This window comes from Aeromonas sp. s13, assembly GCF_040907905.1.
Classification (GTDB): Bacteria; Pseudomonadota; Gammaproteobacteria; order Enterobacterales; family Aeromonadaceae; genus Aeromonas; species Aeromonas veronii.
The window spans coordinates 20,375-36,630 of record NZ_JBFOCS010000080.1 but is presented as its reverse complement, the minus strand read 5'-3'; the positions used below and the strand labels follow the sequence as shown (position 1 = coordinate 36,630).

Sequence of the window (16,256 nt, the reverse complement as noted above, 5' to 3'; positions counted from 1 at the left end):
CCCCGTGGAGGGGTTCCCGAGCGGCCAAAGGGATCAGACTGTAAATCTGACGGCTCTGCCTTCGAAGGTTCGAATCCTTCTCCCTCCACCATTTCCCTGATTGAAATGGCTGAATACAATTTGCTTTACCCCCGTGGAGGGGTTCCCGAGCGGCCAAAGGGATCAGACTGTAAATCTGACGGCTCTGCCTTCGAAGGTTCGAATCCTTCTCCCTCCACCATCATTCAAGAAAACCCGGCCTCGCGCCGGGTTTTCGCTTTCTGCCATTCCCCTCACACTTTTTCGGTCTTGTCAGATCTGACAGTTGCAATTGCATCCCATCTTGCTCATCGTGGCATCATCGACATCAGAGTGTTCATATCATGTTTGAAGTCTGGGACGAGCATGGTCACGCCACCGGTCTGACACTGCAGGCGCTCAAAGTCAGAATCAGCAACGACTATCAGGGTGATCTGATGGTGCGCTACAGCAACAAGCTGGGACTCCCCACGACCCTCTTTCTGACCATTCATCAGGGCGTTGCCTATCAACGCTTCAAAGCGGGCTCGCCAAAACTGGATTGGGAATGGCTAGCCAGCGCAGGCAATGGCCACAGCCCCCGCAATTTTATGAGCGAACAGTTCCCCTTACTCCAGCTCTCCCTCGATAACTGAGCGTCCCTCTCTTTCGCTCAATAACGTCAATTCATCGATAATTTGCTGTAATTGGGCACGAAAGCGTGTCAGCTCATCTGTACAAGCTGGCGATCCAAATTGACGGATTTTTTCTTCCAATCGCCATGCCTGTTCAGCCAATTCCGGCGCCATCATCATGCTGATGGTCCCCGCCTGACGATGCACCCAATTGGCCAATGCATTGTCATCAAGTGACTCCTGTACCATCGACTGTTCAAGCTCCTGGCGAAAAAGCGGAAACATCTGCCGCAACTTGTCACCATGACCAAAAAATGCCTCCATGGCCGCAATATCAATCAAGGTTGACGCGGGTAAGATTCGCCACTTCTGCAACATCTGGCGCAGAGTATCCAGCAGCACCGGTTTGCCCAACAGATCGTCCATGCCCGCGGCAAAACAGCGCTGAGCCTGCTCTGGCAACACATTGGCCGTCATGGCGATGATCAGTAGCCGCTCACCTTTCTCTGCAGCCCGTATCCTGCGCGTGAACTCATAACCATCCATCACCGGCATCTGACAGTCACAGAGCACCAGCTCATAGGGATGCTGCGCGACCATCTCAAGAGCCTGCTGGCCATGCTCTGCCACATCGCAGTTCATCCCCAGTTGCCTGAGCTGGCGTATCACCAGCGACTGATTGAGGGGATTATCCTCCACCAGCAATACCCGGCAGGGCTGCATGGGTGCGCTCTTTCGCATCGCTTTCGTTGCCGTCCCATCGCTCAAGCCAAGCTGGCGATAGCAAACTTCCCGCACCGCATGCCGGGTCATGGGATTGCTGTTGAGGGTGTAACCCTCCTCATCACAACGATAACCGAGGGGGGTTGCCAGCGGCAGCACCCGGATGAGCCCATTGCCCGCCAGCTCATGGTCTGTGAAACGCAACTGAGCATCACCAGACTCCGACGTTCGTATTACTCCCAAGGCATCAAGTTGCAACAACAGGGTGTGGCACAACTTCTCGTCATGGAGATCGATGTGGGCTTGCACGCCATTGAGACGGAGATCCGGCTCTCGCTGTGCCAACACTGGCAACGTAACCGTCAGGCTGATGAAAGTGCCTAGCCCAGGGGCACTCTCCAGCCGGATTTCGCCACCCATCAAGGTGGCCAAGGTCTGGCAGATACTCAGCCCCAAGCCAGTACCACCATAACTGCGGGTGGTGGAGCTCTCTGCCTGCTCAAAGGCATTGAAGATCCGGCCAAGCGCCTCTGGGCTCATACCGATGCCGCTGTCGCGCACGCCGAAGCACAGTTGCTGTTGCCCCTCCTCCTGTACTAGCAGTTGCACCGAGATCTCGATAAAGCCCCGCTCGGTAAATTTGATGGCATTACTGACAAAGTTGAAGAGGATCTGGCGCAGACGCAGCGCATCACCACTTACCCGAGCCGCCACACCGGCATCAGCCCAGAGATAGACGCGCAACCCCTTGCGATGCACCTCGCTCACCGTCATGGTCAGCACGCTGTCGATCAATTCACGGATGAGAAAAGGGGCCTCTTCGAGTTGCATCTTGCCCGCCTCCAGCTTGGCGAAGTCGAGCACGTTGTCGATCAGCGCATGCAACCCCTGGGCACCGCGGTTGATAACCTCGACCATCTGGCGCTGATCCTGGGTCAGCTCGGTAAAAGTGAGCTGTTCCGCCATACCGACAATGCCATTCATGGGCGTGCGAATTTCGTGGCTCATGGTGGCCAGAAACTCCCCTTTCTGGGTGGCGGCAGACTCCGCTTTGGCCTTGGCTCTGGCGAGTGCTGCCTCAACCTGATGACGACGTACTATCTCCTGACGCAGCCGCCAGTAAGCCACCGACAACACCAGAATAAAGAGCGTGATCGCCACCCCGGCGGGCAGCAGGGTACGCACCAGTTTCGCTCTGGGGATCCCTTCGCTGTAATTGAGCGCCAGCCAGCTGTTGCGTATCTGGCGCTTCTCCTTGTCGCTCATGCTGGCAAGCACCCGGTTGACCAAGGGTAGCAAGGGGACGTAAGGCTCACGTACCGCAACGGCTAACTCATCCTTGAAGGGGGTGGGCGCGGCAATATGAAGTCGGTCATCAAACTGCTCGGTGATAAGACGGGAGACCACCACCAGATTGCCGATATAGGCATCTCCCTGTCCCGCAGCGACACGAGCAAGCCCCTCGTTGGCACTCTTGGTCGTGATCAGTTTAAGGTCAGGCACCATTGCCCTCAGCTGGGGGATCAGCATGCTGTCGGTCAGCAGCAGCTTTTTACCAGCCAGATCAGAGAGATCCCCGATCGGAATACTACCGCGCGCCGTCACCAGCACCATCGGGAATGATGCGAAGGGTTCGCTGGCATGCCAACCCACCAGCCGCTCGATAATGCGAGCGGGTAATACTGCTAGGTCGACTTCGTGATGCAGCAGTTGCTGTTGCAGGTCAGGCCAATCCTTTACCGATATTCGGCTGTAAGCCAACCCCAACTTCTCTTGCAACACCTTCAGATAATCCGCTATCAAGCCGACCGAATTGCCCTCCTCATCGAGATGGGAGAAGGGCACCCAGCCGGGGATCAGCCCCAGCTTGAGCGGTGGCAGCATCGAGAGCCAGCCACGCTCATCAGGACGCAGTAAAAAATGACTGTGCCCCATAAAGTTGGGCTCCAGGCTCTCCCCCAACCAGCGTTTCTCCAGTTCACTGCGCGCCTCGACCGTTAGCGACTGAATGGCAGTATCAAGCCGGATGGCAAGAGTGTGTTTCTGGCTGGCGACGCCAAGATGCAGGGTTTCCATCAACAAGGGAGACTGGGCAACCACCGCCAACGCCGGGTGACGCTCGATAAACAGATTGGCCACATGAAGGTTACCGATGTAGGCATCTGCCCGACCTTGCTCAACCGCCTGCAATGCACGGTGCGTATCGACAAAGAGTCGCGGTGTGACATTGGGATAGTGCAGCTTGACCAGCTTCTCGGTCAGAAAGCCTTTTTCGATGGCAATGCTGGCGGACTGCAACTGGCTCACATCCCGAAACAGGGGGCTGTCCTGGCGCACCACCACCACAGTCGGCGAAGTGTAGTAAGGTAGGCTATAGGTGACACACTGACGCACCTCAGAATTAAATGCATCGAGCAGGATATCCAGCTTGCCACGGCAGGCATCGGCATACATGGTTTTCCAGTCAGGGTAAACCTGCCAGGCAATCCGGTAGTCAAGCTTTTTGGCTATTTCCTCCATCAATTCAACACTGAATCCAGCGGCGACCTTGCCGTCCCACTGCTGGAATGGTCCCCATCCGCCAGCCAATATGCCCACTTCAATCGTTGGTACAGAATGTACCTCCGCCGAAAATACGGAAGGCGTCAAGGATAAAACAGCGACAATAATTATGAATCGTTTGATTAATGACATAAGCGAACAATATATAGACATAACGATTCACATATATTTATAAAAAGATATATGCACCTGAAAAAATGGGGTGCGCACGGTAGTATAGAAATGTTAGCTTTGGTAGCCTGAATATTATTCACTGCTTTATAAGAGGCTCATCCATGTCCTTCAAGATTATTCTTGCCGATGACCACCCCTTGATTCTGACCGGGATCCGTAGCCTGATTGACCAGATAACCCCCCATTGTGAAGTGATCGCCGAGGCATATCAGGTATCTGATTTGCTTAATTTATTACAGCAACATCATTGCGATCTGTTGATCACCGATTTCAGCATGCCGGGAGATATCCGCTGTGATGGCCTGGTGATGATCCAGCAGTTGCGTCGGGATTATCCAAACCTGCCCATTATTGTGCTGACCCAGATCCAGAACAGCGCCATCTTGCAATCCCTTATTCAGGTTGGGGTCAACGGTCTGATACTGAAAAAATCGGTTATCAATGAACTGGCCGATGCCATTCGCCAGATATTGCTCGGTCATCGCTATATTGGTCCTGCGGTAAAAATACTGCTGGCCAATGCCGGAATCTCTGCTCAAGGCGAACCCCACCCGCTTACACCAAAGGAGAGCGAAGTGGTGCGCCTACTTGCCAGCGGCATGTCCGTCACTCAGGTTGCCGACTATCTTCATCGCAGTGTCAAAACCATCAGCACCCAGAAAAAGAGCGCCATGATACGGCTGGGTATTAGCAGCGATAGCGCCCTCTTTGACTATGCCAAAAGCAGCGGACTCTATTAATCAATAGCCGCATCAAATATCAGGGTAACATCGCCTTTAAAGGAGGAGCCAGGGTATTTCATCATCTCGGCGACCGTCCCACCCACAATCTGAAATCGAATCGCACTGGCAGCATTGATAACCGGACTTCCCTGTACAGGAAGTACAAATCTGGTTTTATTTTTAGTCAACAGAAACATTTCATTTATGCTGTTAACATAGTGCGTTTTTAAAGGCACTGTTCGCCCCTTGCTATCTTTTAATGCGCACTCACCACTAGTAGACCATTGATATTGGCAACGCAGTGAGACAGTAAATGGGGCACTAAACCATATTCGAAAAGGAAGATCTTGCTGCAATATGCTTGGCTCTCGCTTTCCACTATGAATCCAATTACTCCACCCACCTGGTGGCAATAAGGTTACTTGGCTATGGCCATCGCTATCTCCTTTGGGAAAATCAACTTTCAATTGATGACGGACTGTCAGTGTAAATTTAAGTTCATGCTCTGTTCCCCCAGAATAGGTTGCATCACCTAGGTCAATATCCTTATTACGCCCCACCATTATTTTTAAACTACCAGTATACTTTCCGTTTGACATAGTCAATGGATTAGGTGCTTTGATACGAAAGCCATAATTCAGCCAATCGACAGAGTATGATGTTCCATCACCAAGTTGGCTATTGTGATAGCACTCAGACGCACCATTTTGAGCTAAATCATTAATAGAATATAAAAAAAGTTGCCCAGTTACTACAGACCCGAACCACCCCCAAGTACTAAAGCTTTGATAGCAATCACCACCAATAGTATGCATGGGCCATCTATTATTATTGACAATTGGATACTCCATTTTTATTACCTTGGCACCTATATTGGTTGGAATAAATGCCAATTCATGGTGTTCTCCATTGTTGCTGTTCGTCAACGTCACTTTTTTAGGACCAGAAAGTCGATAGTAACTTAGGTAGTTCTGTTTACCCTTCGCCGAATTTATTGTTTTTGCTATCGACACTGGGAGTTTTACTATAACCGATGACTCTAGCGGCGTCTGTGGGTCACAATAAGAAATCGGTTGACCGACATCGCACGGAGTGGTGTTGATAAAACGCCCACCACTCACTTCATAGCTCTCAGGTTTATAGTCTGCAGTAATATCAATCACATCAGACAAAGAAGAGTGACTAAACATCAGTAGAACTAATATTTTAATGCTTTTCATTTTTTACAGTCACACCAGGTGAACATATTAACTCTCCCAACATAATAATCTCCGATGCCTCCGTGCGACTCTGCACTCCTGACGAGTTGTTGCAACGGAGAATGCCATTATGTTCCACGCTAAATTGCGGCTGTCGTCGGCTCGCTTCCAGCGCAAAGAAGCCATCATTTTCGGTAAATGCCCGCCCTATAGGGTTACTGACCATGGCACCACGCAGCGGCTGGTTTTGCTCGTCCAGCAGGCGACCAATCACAGTAACGGTGCTCACTGCATTCACCTGGCCATAACCCACCCCCCCGCGGTTAAAATGGTAGGGGAGCACGGTCGGCTTGATGGTAAGCGGTGCCCCTTCGTGGTCGGCCATCTCCAGTTGCAAGGCACCGCTCTGCAAGGCAGGCACCGAGACCAGATGGCGACCGGGTCCAAGGGTCTGTACGCTGCCCAGATCGTCGCTGACCCGGATACGTGCCGCCTCATCGTCGGCGTCGATATCGAGGATCATCGCAGCCTCATTGCCCATACCGCTCATCTCTCGAGAACCGAGCGCCAGCTCCCCCTCCCGCCCCAGTGCCACTACGCTCTCCAGATTGATACCGCCAGTCACCTGTTCGTTATAGGCGGAGTGCTGGGCAAACAGGTCTCCCCCCAGCCAGGGCGATGCAAAACGGCCATAGCCTGACAGACCGGTGCCATAGCTGTCGTAGGTGCTGCCGACGCTGACCTGGCGAAGCGGCCCCCAGTCTACCTCCTGCTGATAATTGAGATAGGCGCTGCGCTGGGCACCGCCCGAGCGGGAAGTATTGCTGCCCAGCCCCAACGACAACTGGCGATCCTGTCCGCCCAGGTTGATGGTCAGACTGAGGGTGCTGCCGCGATCCCGCTGCTGCGCCGTGCTCTCGCTGCCGGGACGATCGAACAGGGTCACCCCCCAGGTCACCCAGCGCCCCCACAGCCGATCGCTATAGTGCCACCCCACATCAGCGCCATTACCACGACCAGACTGGTGAGAAACATAGAGACCGAGGGAGCCCCACTTTTCCAGCGACTGCTGCAGTGACAGGCTGGACACCGCACTTGCTTCCCCCTGCTTGCGCAAATTGCGCGAATGGCTGGCCACCAGACTGCTGTTGCCATGCCAGTAGATCCCCTGCAAATCGTAACCCCACCCCATGCCAACACTCTGGTTGAGGGAGGCAAAGCCGTGGAGCTGACTGGTCGCCTCCCAGTCGAGCGAGAGGGCGTGCTGGGCCCGTCTGTCCACATACTGGCTACCTGCGCCCACTACCAACGAGGGAAGCAACAGGTGGTTCACCGCTACGCCGCCACTGGCCCCTTCCAGATCACTGTCTCCTTGCCGCACCAGCCAGCGGGTCTGACGCCCGGCAAAGAGGTTGAAGCGCCACGGCTCCTCCGGCGTCTGCCAGTTGGAGGGTTTGTAGATCATCTCGCGCCAACGGCGGGTCTCCTGACCATCCTCCAGCAACCGCAGCTCTACCTCGTAAATACCGCCGGGCAGCGATCGGGTATCAAGTGCCTGCAAACCGGATACGACCGGCTGGGACTGGATCAGGTTGCCGTCACGATAGATCTCCACCATGCCCGGCCGGGCCGGTGCCACCTGGATCGGCGCCAGACTGGGCACCCCGCGCTCCCGGCGCAGCAGATCCGAACTGCCCCACATCACGCCAAGCACTGTGGGCGTCGCACCACTGTAGTAGTTGGGTTGACGCACCAACCCCTGCGCCGAGGGAAAGAAGAAGCCGAGACGATAAAAATTGGCCTCATGGAGCCGTTCTCCATAGACCTGAGCCATCCCGAGATCAGTTGGCCCACCCTCTTGCCAGGTGGCATCCCCCTCCATAAAAGGGGTCCACTGTCCCCAGCTGCCCTCCAGCTGCAGGTTGTAGTGACCGTTGCGCTGAGTGCCCTGCACCAGGTTCAGCTGGTTCTGGATCAGCAACCCCTTGCTCTCTTGAGGCAATGTCATAAAGCGCTGATCCCGCGCCTCCTGCTCTACCTCACCGGTCAGTACCGAGAGCTGGGACTCCTCCAGACTATATTGCAATCCCACGATGCCTTCGGGACAGGCACGGCTGCACTCGCCGAGCGGCAGGTGCGATCCCAACCTGGTCAGCCAGCGTTCACGCGCCCCCTCGTCAAACTCGCTCTCCTGCACATCCACCAGTGAAAGCAGCTGTACCGAGTTATCCCGCCCGAGCAGCACTTCCCCATCCCCCAGCAGGCGACCGTCGACGATCACCCGCACCATCAGGGGAACACCAAAAAAGTGCGCTTCAAACCCTTCTGGCAACTGCCGCGCCTGTTGCAGCAACAGTGCCGGGTCTGCCGCCGCCAGTGAGGCAAAGAGCAACGACCCGAGCAAGAGAAGAAGAGAACGAACCATGAAGTGCAACCTGAATGCCTGGAATATCAATTAAAGGGGGCCTGATGACCCCCACATACTCATGTCAGCTGCCTTGAGCAGGCGGTGCCTCCGATTCAAACATCATGCTGACAATCCCCTGATAGTTGCCGGGTTTGTAGCCACCGGTTGGCGCCGCGGCCGGAATAATCTCCAGCCCTACCTGTTTGCCAGTATTGGCATCCGCTTGGTTCAGCAAGTCGGCGGATGTAGTGGTCAGCGCAACGCCTGCCACCTTGACCGTCAAGCCGATACTCTCCTTGCCGCTGGCCATGGTGGCGGGATAAACCAGATAACCCTTGATGGGACCAATGGTGCTCTTCATCTCCAGCTGCTTGGCCAAGGGATCCAGCTTTTGGCTAAAGGGGTTGAAGGTCAGTTTCTGTGGGGTACTCATCCAGTCACCCACGGGTTGCACATAAAAGTGTTCGGTCGGGATCTGCGCCGTTACCGTCACCGTATGCTCGATGCGCTCGGCCGCCATCAGCGATCCGCTCGCCAGCAACAGGGCGGGAAAAAGCGATAACATCTTCATAGCCACTCCTTCAGGTGTGATTGTCGTTCTTGTGATATATCGGGATCAGAGCTTGAACTCCCTGAATACCGATTTTTTCCCTTCGATCAGTTCAAAACGAACCGTCCGGGTTGCCTCTTGACTGACCCGCTTTTTAACGCCGGGCAGCAGATGCATCTTCTCCGGTTGACTGCATGAGCTCTCTTTTTGGTCACACAGTTCCAGATAATCGAGAATAACGGTGGCATTGCCCCGGTTCTCCACATAGAGAACACCGTTTTTACGGTCAATCTGGGTGTCATAACGGGTCTCTTTGGGGGCCACAAAGAGAATGGTGCCAAAACCGGTCATGATGCTGACCCCGGCGCTAATTTGTTGCTGTGGTGGTAATTCGGTTATTTCATCGTCCTGTGGTTTGACCGGCACAAAACGCACCCGAAAATAACGTTCTCGCTCCCGCACTCCCATATAGATAAAACGAGTAGCCTGCATACCACCTGCCGGAATAATCAACCGTGATGGACTTGTCACCAGCTGACGAACGCCCTCATCCGGTAACTCCCGCTCCTTCGGCACGCCATCGGCATCATATATAATTTCGGCCAGCGTTATTTTGACAAAGGCCGTCTCATCACCAAGATTTCTAACCCGCTTGAGCAGCGTAGTTTTTTCTGCCGACATATAGTCATATAAGGTGCCAACGCTAATATCCGGCGATGCCAAGGCATTGCTGCTGAATATAAACAGCAATACAGTAAAAATCTTATTCATGAATAATTATCACACTGTAAAAACGATAGAGAGTGGTTCCTTCATTCATTGAAGGCTCCGAAAAATATACGAGCTCCATATATGCAGATCGCCAGATGATCATATTTGGCTCAGCGATTCGTCATTGAGGCCAGTCTAGATAATCCATGCACCGGACTTAATCGGAATAATCTGATACTGCCAAAGTATTTTTCCTGCAAACAATCAGACAATTCCTACAGCCAGCTTTCAACATCCTCCCCTATTATCCGAAATCATCTCAGTCAGCAGGGAAGTGACATGTTTGCGTTTAAAGAAGAGTTTCCGGTCGGTGACGTGGCATCCCTGACGACAGCGGACATTGCCGTGCCCTTTTATCAGCCAATCGTTAACCGGGATCGCAAGATCATCGGCTTTGAGGCGCTGGCCAGACGCTGGGAACCCCGCCAGCAGCGCTATCAGGGAATAGACTTTCCCTCTCTCAGTGATGAAGAGTCCCTGCATGTGGATATCGTTATGCTCAGAGCCATTTGGCGTGATCTGACCGCTCTGGCATGCCATGCTCCTTGCTCCCTCTCGATAAACCTCAACCCCGCTTTTGAGAGCACAACATATAAGAACCTGCTGTTACTCACTCTCTTGCAGGCCCGCAAGCTGGATATCGCAATATGGTTCGAGGTGGTGGAGTACGCCCCGCTAGAGCGCAAGGAGTTGGCCCTGATCGAGGTACTGCGCAGCCACGGTGCCCATATCGCCTGCGATGACTTTGGCACCCAGGAGTGCAATTTTCAGCGAGTGATGGCGCTCCCCTACGAGATCATCAAGCTGGATCGCTCCCTGCTGCTGCAAGCGACCAAGAGTAGCCATGCCTTGCGCATGCTGACCGGACTGGTGGAGTACCTGCAGCGACTCGGCATGAAGGTGGTGTGCGAAGGGGTGGAAAACCAGACCCATATCGAGATTGCCGATCAGCTCGGCTGTGACTATCAACAGGGTTACGTCTACGCCATGCCCTCCCCCCTCTCCCGTTGGGCCTGAGCGGCGGTTTCATTTCGGCATCCTGTCGGCTCGCGCAGCCAACAATTTCCTGCCAAATTGCATGATGACGTGGGGGCGAGTACAATCTCGCACCCCGAATATCCGGCGCATCTTCTGTAGATAGGCCCGGGTATGCCGTCATCGGGTTGCGCTGCATTGAGCCTCCTCTCGGAGTGCATCTTGCACCGCAGCTCAACCACTACGATGCCATCAGGTGGCATCGTCCTGATTTGCAATCAGATATAAAGAGTCCGCCATGTTTAAACCAGAATTGCTCTCCCCCGCAGGTTCCCTCAAGAACATGCGTTACGCCTATGCCTATGGCGCCGATGCCGTCTATGCCGGTCAGCCCCGCTACAGCCTGCGGGTGCGCAACAACGAATTCGATCATGAAAACCTGCAGCTGGGCATCAATGAAGCCCATGCACTGGGCAAGCAGTTCTATGTGGTGGCCAACATCCAGCCCCACAACTCCAAGCTCAAGACCTTTATCCGCGACATGCGCCCTGTGGTGGAGATGAAGCCGGATGCGCTGATCATGTCCGACCCCGGCCTTATCATGATGATGCGTGAAGCCTTCCCGGATATGCCCATTCACCTCTCGGTGCAGGCCAACGCGGTCAACTGGGCCACGGTGAAGTTCTGGCATCAAATGGGCCTGACCCGCGCCATCCTCTCCCGCGAGCTGTCGCTGGACGAGATCGAGGAGATCCGCATGCAGGTGCCGGAGATGGAGCTGGAAGTGTTCGTTCACGGCGCGCTGTGCATGGCCTACTCCGGCCGCTGCCTGCTCTCCGGCTACATCAACAAGCGAGACCCCAACCAGGGCACCTGCACCAACTCCTGCCGCTGGGAGTACAAGGTGCACGAAGGTAAAGAAGATGACGTGGGCCAGATTGTCCACCGTCAGGAGCCCATCGCAGTGCGTCCGGACAACACGCTAGGCCTTGGCAAGCCGACTGATGCCCTTGTGCTGCTGGAAGAGTCCAATCGCCCGGGCGAGTACATGAGCGCGTTCGAGGACGAGCACGGCACCTACATCATGAACTCCAAGGACTTGCGCGCCGTCGAGCACGTCGAGCGACTGACCAAGATGGGCGTTCACTCCCTGAAAATCGAAGGACGCACCAAGTCTTTCTATTACTGCGCCCGTACCGCGCAGGTTTACCGCAAGGCCATCGACGATGCGGTGGCGGGTCGTCCGTTCGACCGCAGCCTGATGGGCACCCTCGAAAATCTGGCCCACCGCGGCTACACCGAGGGCTTCCTGCGCCGTCACAACCACAGCGAATACCAGAACTACGACTACGGCTACTCCGTCTCCGACACCCAGCAGTTTGTCGGCGAAATCACCGGACGCAAAGGTGACATGGTCGAGGTCGAGGTAAAGAACAAGTTCCTGGTGGGCAACAACCTGGAGCTGATGACCCCGCAGGGCAACGTCCGTTTCAATCTGGAGCAGATGGAGAACCGCAAAGGGGAGCTTATCGACACCGCACCGGGCAACGGTCACGTAGTCTATGTGCCGGTCCCGAAAGATCTGGATGTGAACTACGGCATTTTGCTGCGCAATCTGGGCGACAGCCAGGATACCCGCAACCCGCACACGGCGGCCTGAGATGGCGCTGCTCATCACCGACAAGTGCATCAACTGTGACATGTGCGATCCCGAGTGCCCCAACCAGGCTATCAGCCTGGGTGAGGAGATCTACGAGATCGACCCCAGTCGCTGCACCGAGTGCGTCGGTCACTATGAGAAGCCGACCTGCATCAGTGTCTGCCCTATCGACTGCATCATCTGGGATCCCGCTCATGTGGAGACCGAAGATCAGCTGATGGAGAAATTTGTGCGGATGCACAGGCAGTAGCTGATGCACAGACCGTAAAACGAAAAAAAAGGCCGAGCAATCGGCCTTTTTTGATCCTGCGTGCAGCGGCTGGCCATCACTTGCCGACCAGCCGGATCAGTTTGTCCAGCTCCCGCTGGGCCTCCAGCATCCGGGTCTGGGACTCCTCCAGCCTGGCCTGCCGCTTGGCAATCTTCTCCGGTTTGCCACTGACTCTCGCCTCCTGCAGTTCAAGCAGACTCTCATCCACCTCGCCACGCAGTTTGTTAACCCGCTCTTTCTGCTCCTTGAGCAGACCTTCATCGGTACAGTTGGCCTTGATATTGCGCGCGGCCTGTTCCAGCCCGGCAATCTGCCCGGCGTTATTGTGTGCTTTGGCAAACACCAGCTGGTCATTGACGGCCTGCAGACGGGCCTTGCAACCGACCGCCTCACTGCCAAAGGCCTGACCCGCCAACAGCAGCAAGCCGGCTCCCAATACTTTCCACATCTCGATTCATCCGGTCTTGTTTGCGAGCTGACCATAAAAACCTCGATCGGCGGCAGGGTCAAGCAAGCGGGAAAAAGGTGCGACAGAAGTTGTGCAACATCACGCAATTGGCACCCTGTTGGTTCTACAATGGCGCTCTTTCCAATCGGGAGTCTGTTATGAATCAACAAATTGTGGTCATTGCCAACGGTGCCCCCTATGGCAGCGAATCCCTGTTCAACGCCCTGCGCCTCGCTATCGCCCTCAACGAACAGGGGGGTGCCAGCCTGAAGCTGTTCCTGATGTCCGATGCGGTGAGTGCAGCGCTGGCCGGTCAGGCACCGGCCGAGGGATACAACCTGCGCCAGATGCTGGAGATCCTGCTGGCGCAAGGCGTCACCATTCGCCTGTGCAAGACCTGCACCGATGCCCGTGGCATCACAGCCCTGCCGCTGATCGAGGGCATTGAGGTCGGCACCCTGCCGATGCTGGCCCAATGGACCCTGGCTGCCGACAAGGTGCTGACCTTCTGATCACCCCCTCCGGATCTATTGCCCCTTTAGCCCTCACCTGACCCTCCATGGCCCCCGCCACGCGGGGGCATTGCGCGCGCCCCAGCCTCACTGACTACACTATCAATTGCCACGCCTGCTTGTTTGTCCCACCTCACGGACAGCGTAACGCCCAGTAATAAACCGAGGACGACGATGAATCCGACCGAACAGACCCTGCTTGAGCAGATGAGGATCACCGACTTTGAAATTGCCCATCGCAAGGAGTTATTGCTGCTCAATGAACAGGATGTGGCGCGGCTGGCAAGTTATTGCAGCAAGATAGAACCACGGATCGACGCCCTGGTGGATCGCTTCTACCAGCAGCAGACGGCCATCACCGAAATCGCCCTGTTGATCGGGGATGCCGATACCCTCATACGGTTGCGCACCGCGCAACGGCGCTATGTGCTCGATCTCTTCAGCGGCCATTACGATTTGGAGTACGTCAACAACCGGCTTCGGATCGGGCTGGTTCACAAGCGGATCGGGGTCGAACCCAAGCTCTATCTGGCCGCCATCAACACCCTCAAAGCCCTGCTGATCGAGGATATGTTCGAGCAGATCCGCGATGAACCGGAGCGCCTCGTCATGCTGGCCGCCCTGGACAAACTCTTTCTGTTCGACATCACTCTGGTCTTCGAAACCTACATTCGCAGTCTGGTGTCGGAAATAGAGTCCTCCAGAGAGAAGTCGGAGAACTATGCCAAGAGTCTGGAGCAGAAAGTACGCGAGCGTACCAAACAACTGGAGGAGCTGAACCGCACCGATGCTCTGACCGGATTGCTCAACGTTCGCCACCTCAACGAGCTGTTGTTGCTGAGCCTGCGCACCTGTCAGCGCCGTGCCGAACCCATGGCCATCGCCTATCTCGATATCGACAACTTCAAGCAAATCAACGATACCGAAGGTCACCAGCGCGGAGACGAGATCCTGCGCATCGTCGGCAACTGCATCCGTCAGGTCTTTCGCGCCGAAGACAGCTGCTTTCGTTATGGCGGAGATGAATTCTGCCTGATCCTGCCCAACTGCAACGAGAGTCAGGCGCGGGATATCTATCTCAAACGATTGAGCAACACCGTCAAGGAACAGCTGGGCGATCTCACCCTCAGTATCGGCATAGTGCAGACCGGGCCGGAGCACTACGACGACGGGCTAAACCTGATCCGGCTCGCCGACGAGAGGATGTACGCAGCCAAGAAGGCGCTCAAAGAGAAGACTCCGGGTAGCACGCACTGAACATTCAGCATCACAGATCCCCGCATTAACTGGGTCAGCTCCGCTCAACCACAGACGTGGCCACAGCGGAACGCTGTACTCTGGCACCCCACTCATAAAGCGCAAAAATCGCCACACAAAGCAACGCCATCAGCACATAGAGCAACTGACCGCTCCACTGCTCGAGGATCCAGCCTCCCAGCAGAGCGCCAGCAGCCCCTCCCAACCCGGCCAGTGCGCTGGCGCCAAAGTAGCTCCCCTTGAGGTGGGTGGGGGCCATCTGGTCGATCAGCACGTTGAGCAGGGGAAAGAGAATGGTCTCGCCGATGCTGAGCAGCAGCACGGCGCCAAACCAGTGGCTGCGCACCATCGGGTCCCCCAGCGCGAAGAGCAATTGAGCCGCCAGAAAGAGCGCCATGCCTATATGAAGCCGTACCCGCACCGGCCAGCGTGACAACAACCGCAGCAACGGAAATTGCAGCAGCACCACGGTCAGGGCGTTGGTCGCCACCAGCTGGGCTACCAGCTCGGCCACCTGTGGCATACCGGCACGGGTCAGGTACTGCACCAGCGGCGAGTGAAACTGGGAGTAGACCAGCACCATCAGGAGATTGGCCATCACCAGCAGCAGGAAGGCGCGATCCGCCAGCAACACCTTGATGGCATCCCGCAGTCCGGGGCCAGCAGCACCCGGCTTGCCTGTGCTGCCAGCCCGGCGAAAGCCCCAGCCAAAGGCCAGCGCCAGCAGCAGATAGCTCACCACCAGAAACAGGAAGGTCTCCTGCTGGGCGTTGATCCCGAGGGTCACCCCGAGCAGAGGCCCCAACGCGGCCCCCAGATTAAGCAGAAAATAGCGCAGGTGCAGTGCCAGCTCCCGCGCCTTGGCCGAGGCCAGACTGTCGGCCATCAACGCCTTGCCGGGGGCATCGATGAGCCCCGACGAGAGGCCGCTGCCCATCACCCCGACCCCGAGCCAGAACACCGCATGGGAGAAACCGAGCAGGCCGAAACAGCTCATCGCCACCAGACAACCGGCCAGCAGTATGCTGCGCCGCCCGAAGCGATCAGAGAGCCAGCCGCCGTAAAAACTGACCAGGGTAGAGAGGGCCATAGAGCCACCCAGCAACAGGCCGATGAAGGTGGCCGAAAGGTCATACTCCCGATAGAGCAGAATGGAGAGGAAGGGCCACACCATGTAGTAGCTGGTACGCACCATGAAGGTACCCAGAATGACGATCCAGACCAGCGGGGTAAACTGCCTGAAGGTGCTCCATGACATCGCTATGCTCCATGCCCCGCAGCTCTTACCACAAGATCCTGTCATAAACGGGGAAAGCATTCAGTTGTAACAGAGGGCCTCAATAGAAACAACCTTTGCTCACCAGCAAGGTGCAACCGGATGCAAAAAGGCCAG

General features: G+C 55.7%; 14 protein-coding genes and 2 tRNA genes. 9 read left to right on the top strand and 7 right to left on the bottom strand.

All coding sequences use genetic code 11. The features are described 5' to 3' along the window. Window positions 1-6: 6 nt before the first annotated feature. The 3 genes from AB5Y82_RS18515 (at window position 7) to AB5Y82_RS18505 (ending at window position 653) form a co-directional block, all read left to right on the top strand. Window positions 7-91, top strand: a tRNA-Tyr gene (locus AB5Y82_RS18515). Window positions 92-135: 44 nt separating this feature from the next. Continuing rightward, window positions 136-220: transfer RNA gene (locus tag AB5Y82_RS18510), tRNA-Tyr, on the top strand. A gap of 142 nt (window positions 221-362) precedes the next feature. Then, window positions 363-653 (top strand): hypothetical protein, encoded by a 291-nt coding sequence (locus AB5Y82_RS18505; RefSeq protein WP_005353834.1) that lies wholly within the window; start codon window positions 363-365, stop codon window positions 651-653. Here the strand turns inward: AB5Y82_RS18505 and AB5Y82_RS18500 are convergent. Continuing rightward, window positions 627-4,070 carry a transporter substrate-binding domain-containing protein gene (locus AB5Y82_RS18500; protein WP_368174368.1) on the bottom strand — a complete coding sequence of 1,148 codons (3,444 nt, stop codon included), beginning with the start codon at window positions 4,068-4,070 and terminating at the stop codon, window positions 627-629. The two genes, AB5Y82_RS18505 and AB5Y82_RS18500, sit on opposite strands and share 27 nt — an antisense overlap. A gap of 122 nt (window positions 4,071-4,192) precedes the next feature. Between AB5Y82_RS18500 and AB5Y82_RS18495 the strand changes: the two genes are divergently transcribed. Further along, window positions 4,193-4,831, top strand: coding sequence for a response regulator (locus AB5Y82_RS18495; protein ID WP_368174367.1), 639 nt, complete (start codon window positions 4,193-4,195; stop codon window positions 4,829-4,831). Here the strand turns inward: AB5Y82_RS18495 and AB5Y82_RS18490 are convergent. The 4 genes from AB5Y82_RS18490 to AB5Y82_RS18475 all read right to left on the bottom strand — a co-directional run bounded on the left by AB5Y82_RS18490 (window position 4,828) and on the right by AB5Y82_RS18475 (window position 9,740). Continuing rightward, window positions 4,828-6,033: a hypothetical protein gene (locus AB5Y82_RS18490; RefSeq protein ID WP_368174366.1), complete on the bottom strand. Its 1,206-nt coding sequence runs from the start codon at window positions 6,031-6,033 to the stop codon at window positions 4,828-4,830. The two genes, AB5Y82_RS18495 and AB5Y82_RS18490, sit on opposite strands and share 4 nt — an antisense overlap. After that, window positions 6,020-8,437: a TcfC E-set like domain-containing protein gene (locus AB5Y82_RS18485; protein ID WP_368174365.1), complete on the bottom strand. Its 2,418-nt coding sequence runs from the start codon at window positions 8,435-8,437 to the stop codon at window positions 6,020-6,022. The genes AB5Y82_RS18490 and AB5Y82_RS18485 overlap by 14 nt, the downstream gene beginning before the upstream one ends. Window positions 8,438-8,501: 64 nt before the next feature. Beyond that, window positions 8,502-8,990, bottom strand: a complete 489-nt coding sequence (locus AB5Y82_RS18480; protein ID WP_042082566.1) for a CS1 type fimbrial major subunit — start codon at window positions 8,988-8,990, stop codon at window positions 8,502-8,504. Between the two features lie 45 nt (window positions 8,991-9,035). Then, window positions 9,036-9,740, bottom strand: coding sequence for a hypothetical protein (locus AB5Y82_RS18475; RefSeq protein ID WP_368174364.1), 705 nt, complete (start codon window positions 9,738-9,740; stop codon window positions 9,036-9,038). Between the two features lie 279 nt (window positions 9,741-10,019). Here AB5Y82_RS18475 and AB5Y82_RS18470 point away from each other — a divergent pair, with 279 nt between their 5' ends. From AB5Y82_RS18470 to AB5Y82_RS18460, 3 genes are all read left to right on the top strand, one after another. Further along, window positions 10,020-10,757, top strand: coding sequence for an EAL domain-containing protein (locus AB5Y82_RS18470; protein WP_368174363.1), 738 nt, complete (start codon window positions 10,020-10,022; stop codon window positions 10,755-10,757). 256 nt (window positions 10,758-11,013) lie between these two features. After that, a complete protein-coding gene (gene yegQ / locus AB5Y82_RS18465; protein ID WP_005334895.1) occupies window positions 11,014-12,375 on the top strand; it encodes a tRNA 5-hydroxyuridine modification protein YegQ in 1,362 nt (453 codons plus the stop codon). Window position 12,376: 1 nt separating this feature from the next. Next, window positions 12,377-12,625, top strand: coding sequence for a YfhL family 4Fe-4S dicluster ferredoxin (locus AB5Y82_RS18460; protein ID WP_005334896.1), 249 nt, complete (start codon window positions 12,377-12,379; stop codon window positions 12,623-12,625). Between the two features lie 76 nt (window positions 12,626-12,701). Here the strand turns inward: AB5Y82_RS18460 and AB5Y82_RS18455 are convergent, their stop codons facing one another. Further along, window positions 12,702-13,094 (bottom strand): DUF1090 domain-containing protein, encoded by a 393-nt coding sequence (locus tag AB5Y82_RS18455; protein WP_139398752.1) that lies wholly within the window; start codon window positions 13,092-13,094, stop codon window positions 12,702-12,704. A 158-nt stretch (window positions 13,095-13,252) separates the two neighbouring features. Here AB5Y82_RS18455 and AB5Y82_RS18450 point away from each other — a divergent pair, with 158 nt between their 5' ends. Together AB5Y82_RS18450 and AB5Y82_RS18445 are read left to right on the top strand one after the other, a co-directional pair. Continuing rightward, complete coding sequence (locus tag AB5Y82_RS18450; RefSeq protein WP_005334901.1) at window positions 13,253-13,606, top strand: DsrE/DsrF/TusD sulfur relay family protein; 354 nt, start codon at window positions 13,253-13,255, stop codon at window positions 13,604-13,606. A 174-nt stretch (window positions 13,607-13,780) separates the two neighbouring features. Next, window positions 13,781-14,863, top strand: a complete 1,083-nt coding sequence (locus AB5Y82_RS18445; RefSeq protein ID WP_368174362.1) for a diguanylate cyclase — start codon at window positions 13,781-13,783, stop codon at window positions 14,861-14,863. A gap of 34 nt (window positions 14,864-14,897) precedes the next feature. On the opposite strand, the gene AB5Y82_RS18440 is transcribed toward AB5Y82_RS18445, so the two are convergent. Further along, window positions 14,898-16,121, bottom strand: coding sequence for an MFS transporter (locus tag AB5Y82_RS18440; RefSeq protein ID WP_368174361.1), 1,224 nt, complete (start codon window positions 16,119-16,121; stop codon window positions 14,898-14,900). Between the last annotated feature and the right edge of the window lie 135 nt (window positions 16,122-16,256).

Bases quoted from the DNA above. Each gene is read 5' to 3' on its own strand.
- AB5Y82_RS18505 (WP_005353834.1), top strand. From the start codon at position 363: ATGTTTGAAGTCTGGGACGAGCATGGTCACGCCACCGGTCTGACACTG.
- AB5Y82_RS18500 (WP_368174368.1), bottom strand. From the start codon at position 4,070: ATGTCTATATATTGTTCGCTTATGTCATTAATCAAACGATTCATAATT.
- AB5Y82_RS18495 (WP_368174367.1), top strand. From the start codon at position 4,193: ATGTCCTTCAAGATTATTCTTGCCGATGACCACCCCTTGATTCTGACC.
- AB5Y82_RS18490 (WP_368174366.1), bottom strand. From the start codon at position 6,033: ATGAAAAGCATTAAAATATTAGTTCTACTGATGTTTAGTCACTCTTCT.
- AB5Y82_RS18485 (WP_368174365.1), bottom strand. From the start codon at position 8,437: ATGGTTCGTTCTCTTCTTCTCTTGCTCGGGTCGTTGCTCTTTGCCTCA.
- AB5Y82_RS18480 (WP_042082566.1), bottom strand. From the start codon at position 8,990: ATGAAGATGTTATCGCTTTTTCCCGCCCTGTTGCTGGCGAGCGGATCG.
- AB5Y82_RS18475 (WP_368174364.1), bottom strand. From the start codon at position 9,740: ATGAATAAGATTTTTACTGTATTGCTGTTTATATTCAGCAGCAATGCC.
- AB5Y82_RS18470 (WP_368174363.1), top strand. From the start codon at position 10,020: ATGTTTGCGTTTAAAGAAGAGTTTCCGGTCGGTGACGTGGCATCCCTG.
- yegQ (WP_005334895.1), top strand. From the start codon at position 11,014: ATGTTTAAACCAGAATTGCTCTCCCCCGCAGGTTCCCTCAAGAACATG.
- AB5Y82_RS18460 (WP_005334896.1), top strand. From the start codon at position 12,377: ATGGCGCTGCTCATCACCGACAAGTGCATCAACTGTGACATGTGCGAT.
- AB5Y82_RS18455 (WP_139398752.1), bottom strand. From the start codon at position 13,094: ATGTGGAAAGTATTGGGAGCCGGCTTGCTGCTGTTGGCGGGTCAGGCC.
- AB5Y82_RS18450 (WP_005334901.1), top strand. From the start codon at position 13,253: ATGAATCAACAAATTGTGGTCATTGCCAACGGTGCCCCCTATGGCAGC.
- AB5Y82_RS18445 (WP_368174362.1), top strand. From the start codon at position 13,781: ATGAATCCGACCGAACAGACCCTGCTTGAGCAGATGAGGATCACCGAC.
- AB5Y82_RS18440 (WP_368174361.1), bottom strand. From the start codon at position 16,121: ATGTCATGGAGCACCTTCAGGCAGTTTACCCCGCTGGTCTGGATCGTC.